General features: G+C 63.8%; 10 protein-coding genes. 2 read left to right on the top strand and 8 right to left on the bottom strand.

What is annotated here, in order from left to right:
- Positions 1-116: 116 nt before the first annotated feature.
- The 5 genes from fusA to rpoB form a co-directional block, all read right to left on the bottom strand.
- Positions 117-2,231 (bottom strand): elongation factor G, encoded by a 2,115-nt coding sequence (gene fusA / locus QFZ69_RS04075; protein WP_306915770.1) that lies wholly within the window; start codon positions 2,229-2,231, stop codon positions 117-119.
- A gap of 69 nt (positions 2,232-2,300) precedes the next feature.
- Entirely contained in the window at positions 2,301-2,771 is a 471-nt protein-coding gene (rpsG, locus tag QFZ69_RS04070) for a 30S ribosomal protein S7 (protein WP_011692813.1), read from the bottom strand.
- 1 nt (position 2,772) lies between these two features.
- Positions 2,773-3,147 carry a 30S ribosomal protein S12 gene (rpsL, locus tag QFZ69_RS04065; protein WP_011692814.1) on the bottom strand — a complete coding sequence of 125 codons (375 nt, stop codon included), beginning with the start codon at positions 3,145-3,147 and terminating at the stop codon, positions 2,773-2,775.
- A gap of 442 nt (positions 3,148-3,589) precedes the next feature.
- Complete coding sequence (locus QFZ69_RS04060; RefSeq protein ID WP_306915768.1) at positions 3,590-7,489, bottom strand: DNA-directed RNA polymerase subunit beta'; 3,900 nt, start codon at positions 7,487-7,489, stop codon at positions 3,590-3,592.
- A 117-nt stretch (positions 7,490-7,606) separates the two neighbouring features.
- Positions 7,607-11,125, bottom strand: a complete 3,519-nt coding sequence (gene rpoB / locus QFZ69_RS04055; protein WP_306915766.1) for a DNA-directed RNA polymerase subunit beta — start codon at positions 11,123-11,125, stop codon at positions 7,607-7,609.
- 417 nt (positions 11,126-11,542) lie between these two features.
- On the opposite strand from rpoB, the gene QFZ69_RS04050 reads away from it, so the two are divergent.
- A complete protein-coding gene (locus tag QFZ69_RS04050; RefSeq protein ID WP_306915764.1) occupies positions 11,543-12,742 on the top strand; it encodes an acetyl-CoA C-acetyltransferase in 1,200 nt (399 codons plus the stop codon).
- 7 nt (positions 12,743-12,749) lie between these two features.
- The gene (locus QFZ69_RS04045; RefSeq protein ID WP_306915762.1) at positions 12,750-13,265 is read left to right on the top strand and encodes an aminoacyl-tRNA deacylase; all 516 of its coding nucleotides are present in this window, start codon (positions 12,750-12,752) and stop codon (positions 13,263-13,265) included.
- Positions 13,266-13,519: 254 nt separating this feature from the next.
- Here the strand turns inward: QFZ69_RS04045 and rplL are convergent, their stop codons facing one another.
- The 3 genes from rplL to QFZ69_RS04030 form a co-directional block, all read right to left on the bottom strand.
- A complete protein-coding gene (gene rplL, locus QFZ69_RS04040; protein ID WP_264354715.1) occupies positions 13,520-13,897 on the bottom strand; it encodes a 50S ribosomal protein L7/L12 in 378 nt (125 codons plus the stop codon).
- Between the two features lie 77 nt (positions 13,898-13,974).
- The gene (gene rplJ, locus QFZ69_RS04035) at positions 13,975-14,598 is read right to left on the bottom strand and encodes a 50S ribosomal protein L10 (protein WP_306915761.1); all 624 of its coding nucleotides are present in this window, start codon (positions 14,596-14,598) and stop codon (positions 13,975-13,977) included.
- A gap of 396 nt (positions 14,599-14,994) precedes the next feature.
- Entirely contained in the window at positions 14,995-16,104 is a 1,110-nt protein-coding gene (locus QFZ69_RS04030; protein ID WP_306915759.1) for a GNAT family N-acetyltransferase, read from the bottom strand.
- Positions 16,105-16,126 lie beyond the last annotated feature (22 nt).

The following is a 16,126-nucleotide window of genomic DNA, read 5'->3' as shown; positions in this document are numbered from 1 at the left end:
GGACGGCCGGGCCCGGCTTGACCGGATTGCGTCTAACCGGTGACCGGCCGTCTGCACCAGGCGAATCTCCGAAATCGGAAACGCACCCGAGTTTGCCGCTGCGAGCGTCCTGGGGACTATTCGCCGCGGTTCTTCTGGATGATCTCGTCGGCAACTGCCTTCGGGACCTCGGCGTAGCTGTTGAACGTCATGGAGTACACAGCGCGGCCCTGGGTCTTCGAGCGCAGGTCACCGATGTAGCCGAACATGCCGGACAACGGGACGTGCGCACGGATTACCTTGACGCCCTGGGCATCTTCCATGGACTGCATCTGGCCACGGCGGGAGTTGAGGTCACCGATAACTTCACCCATGTATTCCTCAGGGGTGCGGACCTCGACATCCATCAGCGGTTCAAGCAGGACAGGGTTCGCCTTGCGTGCGGCTTCCTTGAACGCCATCCGGCCGGCGATCTTGAATGCCATTTCCGAAGAGTCAACATCGTGGTACGCGCCATCAATCAGCGTGGCCCTGATGCCGACAACCGGGTAACCGGCCAGGACGCCGTCGTTCAGGGCATCCTGGATCCCGGCGTCAACCGACGGGATGTATTCGCGAGGAATGCGCCCACCGGTGACCTTGTTCTCGAACTCGTACATTTCGCCATCGGCGGTGTCCAATGGCGCGATCGCAATCTGGATCTTTGCGAACTGGCCCGAACCACCGGTCTGCTTCTTGTGCGTGTAGTCGTGACGCTCTACAGCACGCTTGATGGTTTCGCGGTAAGCAACCTGCGGCTTGCCGACGTTTGCCTCGACCTTGAATTCGCGGCGCATGCGGTCCACCAGGATGTCCAGGTGGAGCTCGCCCATGCCGGCGATGATGGTCTGGCCGGTGTCTTCGTTGAGGGAGACCTGGAAGGTCGGGTCCTCGGCGGAGAGCTTCTGGATGGCCGTGGAGAGCTTCTCCTGGTCACCCTTGGTGTTCGGCTCGATCGCAACAGAGATCACGGGCTCCGGGAAGCTCATGGACTCGAGGACGATCTGGTTGCTGGAGTCGCACAGGGTGTCGCCCGTGGTCGTGTCCTTCAAACCGATCGCTGCGTAGATGTGGCCGGCGGTAGCGCCGTCAACCGGCATTTCCTTGTTGGCGTGCATCTGGAACAGCTTGCCGATGCGCTCCTTCTTGCCCTTGGTGGAGTTGACCACCTGGGAGCCTGCTTCCACGTGACCGGAGTACACGCGGATGAAGGTGAGCTGGCCGAAGAACGGGTGCGTGGCAATCTTGAACGCCAGAGCCGAGAACGGCTCTTCGGAGGAAGGCTTGCGCGTCAGTTCCTTCTCTTCGTCGCGGGGATCGTGACCGATCATCGGCGGGACGTCGAGCGGGTTCGGCAGGTAGTCGACAACAGCGTCAAGCATCGGCTGGACGCCACGGTTCTTGAAGGCAGAACCGCAGAAGACCGGGTACAGCTCAGAGTTGATCGTCATCTTGCGGATGCCGGCCTTGAGCTCGTCAACGGTGATCTCTTCGCCTTCGAGGTACTTCTCCATGAGTTCCTCGGAGGACTCAGCAACGGCCTCAACGAGGTTCGCGCGGTACTCCTCGGCCTTCGCCTGGAGGTCAGCCGGGATCTCCTGGATCTCGTACTTGGCGCCCATGGTGACGTCACCCTTGGCATCGCCGGGCCAGACCAGCGCACGCATGTAGAGCAGGTCGACGACGCCGATGAAGTCGTTCTCGGCGCCGATCGGCAGCTGCATGACGAGCGGCTTGGCACCGAGGCGGCTGATGATGGTGTCGACGGTGAAGTAGAAGTCAGCGCCGAGCTTGTCCATCTTGTTGACGAAGCAGATGCGCGGAACGTTGTACTTGTCAGCCTGGCGCCAGACAGTCTCGGACTGCGGCTCCACGCCTTCCTTGCCGTCGAACACGGCAACTGCACCGTCGAGGACGCGCAGGGAGCGCTCGACCTCAACCGTGAAGTCCACGTGTCCGGGGGTGTCGATGATGTTGATCTGGTTGTTTTCCCAGAAGCAGGTCACGGCGGCAGACGTGATGGTGATGCCGCGTTCCTTTTCCTGTTCCATCCAGTCGGTGGTCGACGCGCCGTCGTGCGTTTCGCCGATCTTGTGGTTCACACCCGTGTAGAACAGGATGCGCTCGGTAGTAGTGGTCTTGCCGGCATCGATGTGGGCCATGATGCCGATGTTGCGGACCTTGCTAAGGTCGGTAAGCACGTCCTGTGCCACGGTGTCTCCCTTTCGGATGGACTGCACGTTCGCCGCCGGCTCGGTTGAGCCGGCGGCGTCCGGGAAGTATTACCAGCGGTAGTGTGCGAAGGCCTTGTTGGACTCGGCCATCTTGTGGGTGTCTTCGCGACGCTTCACAGCGGCACCGAGACCGTTGGAGGCATCCAGGATCTCGTTCTGGAGGCGCTCGGTCATCGTCTTCTCGCGGCGGGCCTTGGAGTAGCCGACCAGCCAGCGCAGCGCGAGGGCGGTGGAGCGGCCCGGCTTGACCTCAACCGGAACCTGGTAGGTGGCGCCACCGACACGACGGGAGCGGACCTCGAGGGAAGGCTTGACGTTCTCCATGGCCTTCTTGAGGGCTGCAACCGGGTCGCCGCCGGACTTGGCACGAGCACCTTCGAGGGCACCGTAGACGATGCGCTCTGCGGTGGACTTCTTGCCGTCAACCAGCACCTTGTTGATCAGCTGGGTGACCAGCGGGGAGCCGTAAACGGGATCTAGAACTAGCGGCCGCTTGGGGGCCGGACCCTTGCGAGGCATATTACTTCTTCTCCATCTTTGCGCCGTAGCGGCTGCGAGCCTGCTTACGGTTCTTGACACCCTGGGTATCGAGGGCGCCACGGACGATCTTGTAGCGGACACCCGGAAGGTCCTTAACACGGCCGCCACGTACGAGCACAATGGAGTGCTCCTGGAGGTTGTGGCCTACACCGGGGATGTAAGCGGTGACTTCAACGCCACCGTTGAGGCGCACACGGGCGACCTTACGCAGAGCCGAGTTCGGCTTCTTCGGGGTCGTGGTGTATACGCGGGTGCAAACACCGCGGCGCATCGGGCTGCCGTTAAGCGCGGGGGCCTTGGTCTTCTTGACCTTCGGCGTGCGGCCCTTACGGACCAGCTGGTTAATCGTAGGCACTCTCGTGTTCTCCGTTTTATCCGGAGCGGCCGTTGGCGGCCGCTCTCTTGTCGCTGCGCCTCGCCGCTCGAGCTGTGAAGATCTCTCCATAGCGGCTGAGGCGAAGCCTTAATAGTCGGACCGCACGCCGGGATCCATGGACTTCCATCCGGACTTCCCCTAGGCATGCGAAAATGTGGCATACGTTGCACAAGAACCCTGCAAACCGGAAACGTCGTCCTGGCCAAGCCTTTCAGCTTCAACCGGCGCACTCATCCACTGCCACAATAACAATTAGTCTCAAGTCTAACACGGACGGCTCCCAGCCCTTAATCGGCGGGGTTTACCACGGGAAAGGCCCCGCCTCCACAGCGTGGAAACGGGGCCTCTCCTCAGGCTAAGGGCTGGGCGGCAGGGTCCCTACGTGGCGCGGAACGCGACACGAAAGGGCCCGCCCTGCCCGTTAGCGGAAGTCGCTGCCCAGGTCGTAGTCATCCAGCGGGATGGCGTGGAACTCAGGAGCTCCGTCGCCGCCCAGGGAGTCGTAGGAGAAGTCGCTGAAGGCGCTGGGGCCGGTGAACAGATTGGCCTTTGCTTCTTCAGTCGGCTCCACCGTGATCTCGGTGTAGCGCGGGAGACCCGTGCCGGCCGGGATGAGCTTACCGATGATGACGTTCTCCTTGAGGCCGAGCAGCGGATCGCTCTTGCCTTCCATGGCCGCCTGCGTCAGGACGCGGGTGGTCTCCTGGAAGGAAGCCGCGGACAGCCAGGACTCGGTCGCCAGGGACGCCTTCGTGATGCCCATGAGCTCAGGACGGCCGGAAGCCGGCGTCTTGCCCTCGGAGACAACGCGGCGGTTGGCATCCTCGAAGCGTCTGCGCTCGGCGAGCTCGCCGGGCAGCAGATCCGAATCGCCGGATTCGATGACCGTGACGCGGCGCAGCATCTGGCGGACGATAACCTCGACGTGCTTGTCGTGGATACCGATGCCCTGGCTGCGGTACACGCCCTGGACTTCGTCCACCAGGAACTTCTGCGCGGCACGGGGGCCCATGATGCGCAGAACCTGCTTGGGATCGACCGGACCGTTGATGAGCTTCTGTCCGACACTGACGTGCTCGCCGTCTTCGATCAGAAGACGTGAACGGCGCAGCACCGGGTAGGCAATCTCTTCGGATCCGTCATCCGGGGTGATGACCAGGCGCATCTGGCGCTCGGACTCTTCGATGGTGATGCGGCCGGCTGCTTCCGCAATCGGCGCGACACCCTTCGGAGTACGGGCTTCGAAGAGCTCCTGGATACGGGGCAGACCCTGGGTGATGTCGTCTCCACCGCTGGAGGAAACAGCGCCACCGGTGTGGAAGGTACGCATGGTCAGCTGGGTGCCCGGCTCACCGATGGACTGCGCGGCAATGATGCCGACTGCCTCGCCGATGTCGACGGTCTTGCCCGTGGCCAGCGAACGGCCGTAGCACAGGGCGCAGGTGCCGACGCCGGACTCACAGGTGAGTACGGAGCGGACCTTGACCTCGGTGATGCCGGCTGCGAACAGCTCGGCAATGACGACGTCGCCGCAGTCAGTGCCGCCGGCCGCCAGGACGTTGCCCTTGGAGTCAACGACATCCACGGCCAGGGTACGGGCGTAGGCGCTGTTCTCGACGTTCTCGTCCAGGACCAGCTCGCCGTTGGCGTCAGCCACGGCGATCGCCGTGACCAGGCCGCGCTCGGTGCCGCAGTCCTCTTCACGGACAATGACGTCCTGCGAGACGTCCACCAGACGACGGGTGAGGTAACCCGAGTTGGCGGTACGCAGCGCGGTGTCGGCCAGGCCCTTACGGGCACCGTGCGTGGCGATGAAGTATTCCAGCACCGACAGGCCCTCGCGGTAGGAGGACTTGATCGGACGCGGGATGATCTCGCCCTTAGGGTTGGCCACCAGGCCACGGATACCCGCGATCTGACGGACCTGCATCCAGTTACCACGCGCACCGGAGGACACCATGCGGTTGATGGTGTTCATCGGGGACAGGTTGTCACGCATCGCCTGGGCGATCTCGTTCGTTGCCTTGTTCCAGATCTCGATCAGTTCCTGGCGACGCTCGTCGTCGTCGATCAGGCCCTTGTCGTACTGGCCCTGGATCTTGGCGGCCATGGTCTCGTAACCGGCGAGGATCCTCGGCTTGTCCTGGGGCACCTCGATGTCGGAGATCGCGACGGTGACGCCGGACCGGGTGGCCCAGTAGAAACCGGCGTCCTTGAGGTTGTCCAGCGTTGCCGCCGTCATCACCTTCGGGTAGCGCTCGGCAAGGTCGTTGACGATCCGGGACAGCTCGCCCTTGTCGGCAACATCCTCGACCCACGGGTAGTCCGCGGGCAGGGTCTCGTTGAAGAGAACCTGGCCCAGGGAGGTCTGGACGAGAGCGGTCTGGCCCGGCTCCCAGTCTTCCGGAGCTTCCCAGCCGGCGTACGGGACGAAGCCCTCAAGACGGATCTTGACCTGGGAGTTCAGGTGCAGCTCGTGCAGGTCGTACGCCATGATGGCTTCCGCGACGGAGGAGAAGATCCGGCCCTCGCCAGCTGAACCGACACGCTTGGTGGTCAGGTGGTAAAGGCCGATGATCATATCCTGCGAAGGCAGCGTCACCGGGCGGCCGTCAGACGGCTTCAGGATGTTGTTCGAGGACAGCATCAGGATGCGGGCCTCAGCCTGGGCTTCGGGGCTCAGCGGCAGGTGCACTGCCATCTGGTCGCCGTCGAAGTCAGCGTTGAAGGCGCCACAGACCAGCGGGTGAAGCTGGATTGCCTTACCTTCAACAAGCTGAGGTTCGAACGCCTGGATGCCGAGACGGTGCAGGGTGGGTGCACGGTTCAGCAGCACGGGGTGCTCGGTGATGATCTCTTCGAGGACATCCCAGACCTGCGGGCGGTAACGCTCGACCATCCGCTTGGCCGACTTGATGTTCTGCGCGTGGTTGAGGTCAACCAGGCGCTTCATCACGAACGGCTTGAAGAGCTCCAGCGCCATCTGCTTCGGCAGACCGCACTGGTGCAGCTTCAGCTGCGGGCCGACGACGATGACCGAACGGCCGGAGTAGTCGACGCGCTTGCCGAGGAGGTTCTGGCGGAAACGGCCCTGCTTGCCCTTGAGCATGTCGCTCAGGGACTTCAGCGGACGGTTGCCCGGTCCGGTGACCGGACGGCCGCGGCGGCCATTGTCGAAGAGGCTGTCAACAGCTTCCTGAAGCATGCGCTTCTCGTTGTTGACGATGATCTCCGGGGCACCGAGATCAAGCAGTCGCTTGAGGCGGTTGTTGCGGTTGATCACGCGGCGGTAGAGGTCGTTGAGGTCGGAGGTCGCGAAGCGGCCACCATCCAGCTGGACCATCGGGCGCAGTTCCGGCGGGATCACCGGGACGGCGTCCAGCACCATGCCGAGCGGGCTGTTGTTCGTCGTCAGGAAGGCGTTGACCACCTTGAGCCGCTTCAGGGCACGGGTCTTGCGCTGGCCCTTGCCGTTGGCGATGATGTCGCGCAGCATGTCGGACTCGGCCTGCATGTCGAAGTTCTCAAGACGCTTCTTGATGGCCTCGGCACCCATGGAGCCTTCGAAGTACATGCCGTAGCGGTCGCGCAGTTCGCGGTACAGGCCTTCGTCACCTTCGAGGTCGGCGACCTTGAGGTTCTTGAAGCGGTCCCAGACCTGCTCGAGGCGCTCGATTTCGGCATCCGCGCGCTTGCGGACATTAGCCATCTGGCGGTCAGCAGAGTCGCGGGCCTTCTTCTTGTCGGCAGCCTTGGCGCCTTCGCCTTCGAGACGGGCAAGCTCGTTCTCGAGGTCGCGGGCAATCGTGGCGATGTCCGAGTCGCGGTTGTCGATCAGCTGCTTCTTCTCGATGTCGTGCTCAACCTGCAGGTTGGGCAGTTCTTCGTGGCGGCTGTCGGCGTCGACGCTCGTGATCATGTAGGCGGCGAAGTAGATGACCTTTTCGAGGTCCTTCGGTGCCAGGTCAAGAAGGTAGCCCAGACGGGACGGAACACCCTTGAAGTACCAGATGTGCGTAACCGGGGCGGCCAGCTCGATGTGGCCCATGCGCTCACGACGCACCTTCGCACGGGTGACCTCAACGCCACACCGCTCGCAGATGATGCCCTTGAAGCGCACGCGCTTGTACTTACCGCAGTAGCACTCCCAGTCGCGGGACGGGCCGAAGATCTTCTCGCAGAAGAGGCCGTCCTTCTCGGGCTTGAGCGTGCGGTAGTTGATGGTTTCCGGCTTCTTAACCTCGCCGTAAGACCAGCCACGGATGTCTTCCGCGGTGGCGAGGCCGATCTGCATGAGGCCGAAGGAGGATTCGCTGGACATATGGTCCCTGTTCTCTCTTGTTCTCTAAATTCTGAAGTCTTGGGTTACGGGAAGAGGGAGGAGGTCCGGAGGAAGACAGCTGGGCCGGTTGGCCGGCTGCCTTCCTCCGGGCCCCTGCTAGACCTCTTCTACGGAACTGGGCTCTGCACGAGACAGATCGATGCCCAGTTCTTCCGCAGCCGTGAAGACTGCGTCATCAGAGTCACGCATTTCAATTGTGGTTCCGTCCGTGGAAAGCACTTCCACGTTCAGGCACAGCGACTGCATTTCCTTGATCAAGACCTTGAAGGACTCAGGAACGCCCGGCTCCGGGATGTTCTCGCCCTTGACGATGGCTTCGTAGACCTTCACACGACCATGGATGTCATCCGACTTGATCGTGAGGAGTTCCTGGAGCGTGTAGGCGGCACCGTAAGCTTCGAGCGCCCACACTTCCATTTCACCGAAGCGCTGGCCACCGAACTGTGCCTTACCACCCAGCGGCTGCTGCGTGATCATGGAGTACGGGCCGGTGGAGCGTGCGTGGATCTTGTCGTCCACCAGGTGGTGGAGCTTCAGGATGTACATGTAGCCGACCGAGATCGGATCCGGGAACGGCTCGCCGGAGCGGCCGTCGAACAGACGGGTCTTGCCCGAGGAGTTGATCAGGCGGTCGCCGTCGCGGGTGACGTTGGTGGAGTCGAGCAGGCCGGTGATTTCCTCTTCACGGGCACCGTCGAAGACCGGCGTTGCAACAGTGGTCGAGCCACTCTCGCGCGGCAGGTTCGGCAGCTGCTTGACCCAGTCGGGCTCGCCCTCGATCTTCCAGCCGGTCTTGGCAACCCAGCCGAGGTGCGTTTCCAGCACCTGGCCGACGTTCATACGGCCCGGAACACCCAACGGGTTCAGGACGATATCAACGGGGGTACCGTCGGCAAGGAAGGGCATGTCCTCGATCGGGAGGATCTTGGAGATGACGCCCTTGTTGCCGTGACGGCCGGCGAGCTTGTCGCCGTCGGTGATCTTGCGCTTGGCAGCGACGTAGACGCGGACCAGCTGGTTGACGCCCGGGGGCAGCTCGTCGTCGTTGTCGCGGTCGAAGACACGGACACCGATCACGGTGCCGGACTCGCCGTGCGGAACCTTCAGCGAGGTGTCGCGCACTTCGCGGGACTTCTCACCGAAGATGGCGCGCAGCAGGCGCTCTTCCGGAGTCAGCTCGGTCTCGCCCTTGGGTGTGACCTTTCCGACCAGGATGTCGCCGGCTTCAACCTCGGCACCGATGTGGATGATGCCACGCTCGTCCAGGCCGGCCAGGACCTCCTCGGACACGTTGGGGATGTCACGGGTGATTTCCTCGGCACCAAGTTTGGTGTCGCGGGCATCGATCTCGTGCTCCTCGATGTGGATGGAGGAAAGAACGTCCTCAGCCACGATGCGCTGGGACAGGATGATGGCATCCTCGAAGTTGTGGCCTTCCCATGACATGAATGCCACGAGCAGGTTCTTACCGAGGGCAAGTTCGCCCTGGTCCGTTGCCGGGCCGTCGGCGATGATGCCGCCGACCTCCAGGCGCTGGCCTTCGCTCACCAGAACGCGGTGGTTGTAGCAGTTGCCCTGGTTGGAGCGGGCGAACTTGTTGATCCGGTAGTTGGTTTCCGTACCGTCGTCGTTGAGCATGATGACCAGCTCAGCGGAGACCTCGGTCACCACACCTGCCTTCTTCGCGATGACGACGTCACCGGCATCGACTGCTGCGGCGCGCTCCATGCCGGTACCGACGAACGGCGCCTCGGAACGGACCAGCGGCACGGCCTGGCGCTGCATGTTGGCACCCATGAGGGCGCGGTTTGCATCGTCATGCTCGAGGAACGGGATCAGGGCGGTAGCCACGGACACCATCTGGCGCGGGGAAACGTCCATGAACTCGACGTCGGCGGCGGGAACCAGCACGGGCTCGCCTCCACCACCACGGGCGCGGACGAGGACTGTCTCTTCGGCGAACTTCTTGTTCGCATCGAGCGGAGCGTTGGCCTGTGCGATCAGGACCTCGGCTTCGTCGTCGGCCGTCAGGTACTGGACCTCATCGGAGACAACACCCTCGGACACGAGACGGTACGGCGTCTCGATGAAGCCGAACGGGTTGATCCGTCCGTAGGAAGCCAGCGAACCGATCAGGCCGATGTTCGGGCCTTCCGGGGTTTCGATCGGGCACATGCGTCCGTAGTGCGACGGGTGAACGTCTCGGACTTCCATGCCTGCACGGTCGCGGGACAGACCGCCCGGGCCCAGCGCGGACAGGCGGCGCTTGTGGGTCAAGCCCGAGAGCGGGTTGTTCTGGTCCATGAACTGTGACAGCTGGGACGTTCCGAAGAACTCCTTGATGGCTGCCACGACGGGGCGGATGTTGATCAGCGTCTGCGGCGTGATGGCCTCGACGTCCTGGGTCGTCATACGCTCGCGGACAACGCGCTCCATGCGGGACAGGCCGGTGCGGACCTGGTTCTCGATGAGCTCGCCGACGGCGCGGATGCGGCGGTTGCCGAAGTGGTCGATGTCGTCGATCTCAACGCGCAGCTCGTGGTCCTGGCCGTCACGCTTGCCCGTGAGGGTCTTCTCACCGGCGTGCAGGGCAACGAGGAACTTGATCATCGCGACGATGTCTTCCACGTGCAGGACGGACGCTTCCTTGTCACCAAGGGAGCGGTCGATGCCAAGCTTGCGGTTGATCTTGTAACGGCCGACCTTGGCCAGATCGTAGCGCTTGGAGTTGAAGTACAGGTTGTCCAGCAGGGACTGGGCAGCCTCGACCGTGGGCGGCTCGCCCGGTCGCAGCTTCCGGTAGATGTCCAGCAAGGCGTCTTCGCGGGTTTCGGTGGCGTCCTTCTCCAGCGTTGCGCGCATGGAGTCGTACTGGCCGAACTCTTCGAGGATCTGGCCTTCGGTCCAGCCGAGGGCCTTCAGCAGCACCGTGACGGACTGCTTGCGCTTGCGGTCGAGGCGAACGCCGACCTGGTCGCGCTTGTCGATTTCGAGTTCGAACCAGGCGCCGCGGGACGGGATGATCTTCGCGGTGAAGATGTCCTTGTCGCTGGTCTTGTCGGCGGTGCGCTCGAAGTACGCGCCCGGGGAACGGACCAGCTGGGAGACGACAACACGCTCGGTGCCGTTGACGACGAAGGTGCCCTTTTCGGTCATCAGCGGGAAGTCACCCATGAACACGGTCTGCTGCTTGATTTCGCCCGTGTTGTTGTTCATGAATTCGGCTTTAACGTACAGCGGAGCCGAGTAGGTAGCGTCCCGGTCCTTGCACTCGGCCATGGTGTACTTCGGGTCAGCGAACTCCGGCTCGGAGAAGCTCAGGGACATGGTGCCCTGGAAATCCTCGATCGGGGAGATCTCTTCGAAGATGTCGGAAAGACCGGAGGACGTGGCGACGCTCAGGTCGCCTTCTTCGACGGCCTTCGCTACGCGGGCCTGCCAGCGTTCATTTCCGACCAGCCAGTCGAAGCTGTCCGTTTGCAGGGCAAGCAGATTCGGAACGTCAAGAGGTTCGTGAATCTTTGCGAATGAGAGCCGCCGGGTTGCACCGTCGGTGCTTTCGGCATTGATAGCGGTTGCAGCGTTGTTTACATTAGAGGTGCTCGAGGCGACCAAGAGGGATCCTTCCACAGACCTTCAGGCGTTTTCAGATCTCCCCCGTTATGCACCCTGCAGAGTGACTCCGCAGTGCTACCAGTCCGGTTCCGCTATATGACCCGGGACCCGCGCTGTCCATGTTGGTGCCGCTGTTGACGGCACATTGATGGCGCAGCTGCCAGGCTAAGCCCACCGCTATATGAAGGCTGAAGGTAAACAGGGAAGACGCAAATCTCTACGATACGGCAAAGCAACCTACTTGTCTACCCCACTTCCGTTCCGATTGCAAGCACCGGCTTCCGTCCGCCATGGCGGCCCCCGCCCGGCGGCACGCGTCCTGGGCTCCCCGCCCGGGCCGGGCCGGAAGCGGTGTGGATAGGTGATCGGGCTCACGATAACCTAGGTTTAACTCGAAAATGATCGGAAGAGGAAACCATGAGCAACTCCGCGGACAACAATGATGTTGTCATCCTTGCCGCTTCCCGCACGCCCCTGGGCCGCCTCAATGGCCAGCTGGCCAGCTTCACGGCCGTGGAGCTCGGTGCCCACGCGATCCGGGCGGCGCTGGCCGCCAGCGGGGTGAAAGCCGATCAGGTGGACTCGGTCATCATGGGCCAGGTACTGCAGGCCGGAGCGGGCCAGAACCCCGCGCGCCAGAGCGCCGTCGCCGCCGGCATCGGCTGGAACGTCCCCACTGTCACCATCAACAAGGTCTGCCTCTCCGGCCTCACCGCCGTCATTGACGCTGCCCGGATGATCCGCGGCGGCGACGCCACGGTCGTCGTCGCCGGCGGCCAGGAATCCATGACGCGCGCCCCGCACGTCCTTCCCGGCTCCCGGCAGGGCTGGACCTACGGAACCGTGCAGGCGCTCGACGCCGCCGCCCACGACGGCCTGACCGATGCCTTCGACGGCCAGTCCATGGGGCTGTCGACCGAGAGCAAGAACCTCGTCCTGGGCATCGACCGCACTTCCCAGGACGAGGTCGCCGCCGCCTCGCACCAGCGCGCTGCCCGGGCAGCGAAGGACGGGGTGTTCGACGGCGAGATTGCCCCGATCAGCGTCAAGCAGCGCAAGGGCGATCCGGTCGTCGTGGAGGCCGACGAAGGCATCCGCCCCAACACCACGGTGCAGTCGCTGGCCGGGCTGCGGGCGGCCTTCGTCACGGACGGGACGATCACTGCGGGCAACTCCTCTCCCCTGTCCGACGGCGCCGCGGCCCTCGTGCTCTGCTCGCGGAAGTTCGCCGAGGACAACGGGCTGGATTATCTTGCCGTTGTCGGCAAGCCCGGGCAGGTTGCCGGCCCCGACAACTCGCTGCACTCCCAGCCCTCCAATGCCATCCAGAGCGCGCTGGACAAGGCGGGCTGGTCCACCGCGGACCTGGACTTCATCGAAATCAACGAAGCTTTCGGCTCCGTGGCCGTCCAGTCCCTCAAGGATCTCGAGTACCCGCTGGACAAATGCAACCTCCACGGCGGGGCCATCGCCCTGGGACACCCGATCGGCGCCTCCGGTGCCCGGCTGGCGCTGCACGCGGCGCACGAACTGAAACGGAGGGGCAGCGGCAAGGCGGCCGTCTCCCTCTGCGGCGGCGGGGGCCAGGGCGAAGCCCTCCTGCTGTACCGCGACTGAGACGGTCGTGAAGGACAAGGGAGCAGCGACCGCCGTCGCGGGCGGAGCCGACGGCGGGAAGGGCCGGGAGCGCTTCCTGGCCGACGCCGCCGCCCGGGGGCTGGAGGTCCGCGTCGTCGAGCGCCTCGCCGCGAACAGCCTCGAGGAGGCCGCACGAATCCTCGGGATCCAGCCGGGGGACATTGTGAAATCCCTCGTCGTCAAGCACAAGGACGGAAGCTTCCTGTTCGCCCTGATCCCTGGGGACCGGCAGATTTCCTGGCCCAAGCTCCGGGCGCTCGTGGGCGTCAACAAGCTGTCACTGCCGGCGGCGGACGTCGCACTGGCGGCCACGGGCTACGAGCGCGGCACCATCACGCCGCTCGGCAGCACGGTGGCCTGGCCGGTGTACGCCGACCGGAGTATCAGCGGCCGGCGGATTTCCATGGGAGCCGGTGAACACGGCTACAGCGCCTTCGTCGACGCCGACGCCCTGACGGGCGCCCTGGACGCCGTCATCGCGGACATTTCGGACCCGAGCTGACTCAGCGGGCCTGGCGGCACCGAACTGACTCAGCGGGCCTGGCGGCACCGAACTGACTCACCGGGCCTGGCGGCACCGAGCTGACTCACCGGGCCTGGCGGCACCGAGCTGACTCACCGGGCCTGGCGGCACCGCTGCCCGGACCTGACCGGCAGCGTTGGTCAAAACGCGGAAAACCCCGCCCACCGGAGTGGACGGGGTTTCCGGAACCAAGCTGGGAACAGGCCGTTTCCGACCCTTCCCGGAGCCGCGAGTTACTTGAGGGTAACGCGAGCGCCAGCTTCTTCGAGCTGTGCAACAGCCTTCTCGGCAGCTTCCTTGGTGACACCTTCGAGAACAGCCTTGGGAGCGCTGTCAACCAGGTCCTTGGCTTCCTTGAGGCCCAGGGAAGTGATTGCGCGTACTTCCTTGATCACTGCGATCTTCTTGTCGCCCGGGTGTTCCAGGACGACGTCGAATTCGGTCTGCTCTTCAGCTTCTTCAGCAGCGCCGCCGCCGGCGGGGCCAGCAACTGCAACCGCGGCAGCGGTAACTTCGAAGGTCTCTTCGAAGAGCTTGACGAACTCGGAGAGCTCGATGATGGTCAGTTCCTTGAAAGCTTCAATGAGCTCTTCGTTGGTGAGCTTCGCCATGGTGTGGCGTCCTTCCTATAGTGGTGCTCGGCGGCCTGAGCCATTGCCTTCACACCGGAGTCTGGTTTGAAAGAGAGTTACTTCTCTTCGGGGGCTGCGGCGTCGGCCGGAGCTTCGGCTTCTGCTGCTGCATCTGCTGCGGGAGCATCGGCCGGAGCAACAGCCTCGGCCGGAGCTTCTTCAGCGGCGGGTGCTTCGGCTGCTGCCGGCGCACCGTTCTCTTCTTCAAGCTTGAGACGCAGTGCGTCGATGATGCGTGCAGCGGCGGCAGCAGGAGCCTTGAGGATGCCTGCAACCTTGGCGAGCTGCAGCTCGCGGGACTCGAGTGCTGCCAGGGCAGCGACTTCGCTCGCGTTCAGTGCCTTGCCCTCGAAGTAACCGGTCTTGATAACCAGCTGCTTGTTGGCCTTGGCAAAATCCGTCAGGCTCTTGGCAGCGGCAACTGCGTCACCCTTGATGAACGCGATTGCAGTGGGGCCGGAGAGCTGGTCGTTGAATGCTTCGACACCAGCTTCCTTGGCTGCAATGGCGGTCAGGGTGTTCTTTACGACCGAGAACTTGGTGTCCTGGCCGAGAGAGACACGCAGCTGCTTGAGCTGTGCAACGGTGAGCCCACGGTATTCGGTCAGGACAGCGGCGTTCGATTCCTTGAAATCGTTAGTGATCTCAGCTACTGCTGAAACCTTGCTAGGCGTTGCCATAACCCTCCTTCCGGGGATAGTGCCGGTGGTTTTGTTTCCCGGTCCCCGCTCAACAGAGCTAAAACTAAAAACGCCCCGCGCAGATGCACGGGGCTTGTCTCGACGCGGTCCAGAACCACGGAGCTTTGCTTCGTTCACCTGCGCCGGCCGCCCTATGTTCAGGGTCCTTCGTCCGGAGATCCACTGGCCCTCCCGGCGCGACTGCAGAGGTGAGCCTTGCTTGGGAGAGTGGATTTCCAACAACCGACGGTCTTTGGTCCTCCCAGCTTACGGGGTGCGGGAGGGAAGCTCCAAATCGGGGCACCGGACCGTCGCCGGACAGTCGCCGGGCCGCGCCCGGTCCGCGCCCGGTGAGGGACTTGCGCCGGCGTCCGGGGGCGGATGCCGGCGCCGGGGTCAGCTGACGCTGGGCCCGAAGTCCGGCAGTTCCTTCTGCCAGATCCCGGTCACGCCCGCAGTGGTGAAACCGAGCTGCTGGTTGACCTTGAGCAGGTACCGGTTTTCCGGGGCGTTCCAGGTGTAGAGGACCCTGGCATCGGGGAACTGTTCCGAGAGCCGCACCATGTTGGCGACCTTGATCAGCAGGCCGAGCTTGTTGCCGCGGTGCTCCTGAAGGACCACCGTGTCGTCCTGGAACACGACGTCGGGGCGCAGCGCGAGCACGCTGATGGTGGTCAGGCCGACGAGCTCGCCGGTGGCGATATGTTCGACGGCGGTGACTACCGTGCGGCGGCCCTGCACGATCGCGATCTCTTCCGCCTCGCGGAGGATCCCGCCGTCGAACACCATGTCCTCCATGTCGACTCCCGGCACTCCGTCTTCACCGGCACGGTTTTCCAGCGCCGCGACGGACTCGAGCCACTGGTCAGGGCACCGGTCGGTCCAGTGATGCAGGCGGTAGCGGCCACCGTTGGCTTCCTCCGCCTCGGCCTCCAGTTCGGCCACGAGCTTAGTATCGAGCGGCAGGGCGCAGGCGCTGAATTTTTCGATGTGCTGCAGGGTGTAACCGGTGTGCCGGGCGAACTCCACCTCGCGGGTGCCCAGCGGAACGAAACCGAGGCCGCTGCCGGGGACAAGCTGCCCGGCCTCGCTGTCGCCCAGCGACGCGCCCGGATGGTTCGTGTCGATCAGGATCGTGTGCCTGCCCTCGTCCCGGGCGAAGTGTTCCGCAGCTTCGAGCAGTTGCCGGCCCACGCCCTGCCCCTGGAACTCCGGCAGGATGTCGAGCGTGAATTCGGCGAGGTCAAGGTTGTCCGAGAGCGGCAACGCAATGTCCACGGTGCCGACGATCTCGCTGCCGATCTTGGCCACGAGGATCACCTGGCGTTCATAGGGGTCCGCCATCTCGAGCAGCTTCTCCTGCGGAGCGTACGCGAGGTCGTCACTCCCCCAGGTCTGCATGCGCACCTTGCGGCCCACTTCAATCGCGGCCAGGAAGTCGGCGGCGTCCGGTCCGTCCACGGCGTCGGGGATCCAAAGCTGTTCAATCCGTACGTCATTTGCCATGGAGGACACCATCCCAGCCGTT

This window comes from Arthrobacter sp. V1I7, from assembly GCF_030817015.1.
Classification (GTDB): domain Bacteria; phylum Actinomycetota; class Actinomycetes; order Actinomycetales; family Micrococcaceae; genus Arthrobacter.
Note: the sequence above shows the minus strand (reverse complement) of the source record. Positions and strands in the feature narration are given on the sequence as shown.

Excerpts from the sequence above, each read along its gene's own strand:
- QFZ69_RS04050 (WP_306915764.1), top strand. The coding sequence starts at position 11,543 with ATGAGCAACTCCGCGGACAACAATGATGTTGTCATCCTTGCCGCTTCC.
- rpsG (WP_011692813.1), bottom strand. The coding sequence starts at position 2,771 with ATGCCTCGCAAGGGTCCGGCCCCCAAGCGGCCGCTAGTTCTAGATCCC.
- QFZ69_RS04060 (WP_306915768.1), bottom strand. The coding sequence starts at position 7,489 with ATGTCCAGCGAATCCTCCTTCGGCCTCATGCAGATCGGCCTCGCCACC.
- QFZ69_RS04030 (WP_306915759.1), bottom strand. The coding sequence starts at position 16,104 with ATGGCAAATGACGTACGGATTGAACAGCTTTGGATCCCCGACGCCGTG.
- rplL (WP_264354715.1), bottom strand. The coding sequence starts at position 13,897 with ATGGCGAAGCTCACCAACGAAGAGCTCATTGAAGCTTTCAAGGAACTG.
- rplJ (WP_306915761.1), bottom strand. The coding sequence starts at position 14,598 with ATGGCAACGCCTAGCAAGGTTTCAGCAGTAGCTGAGATCACTAACGAT.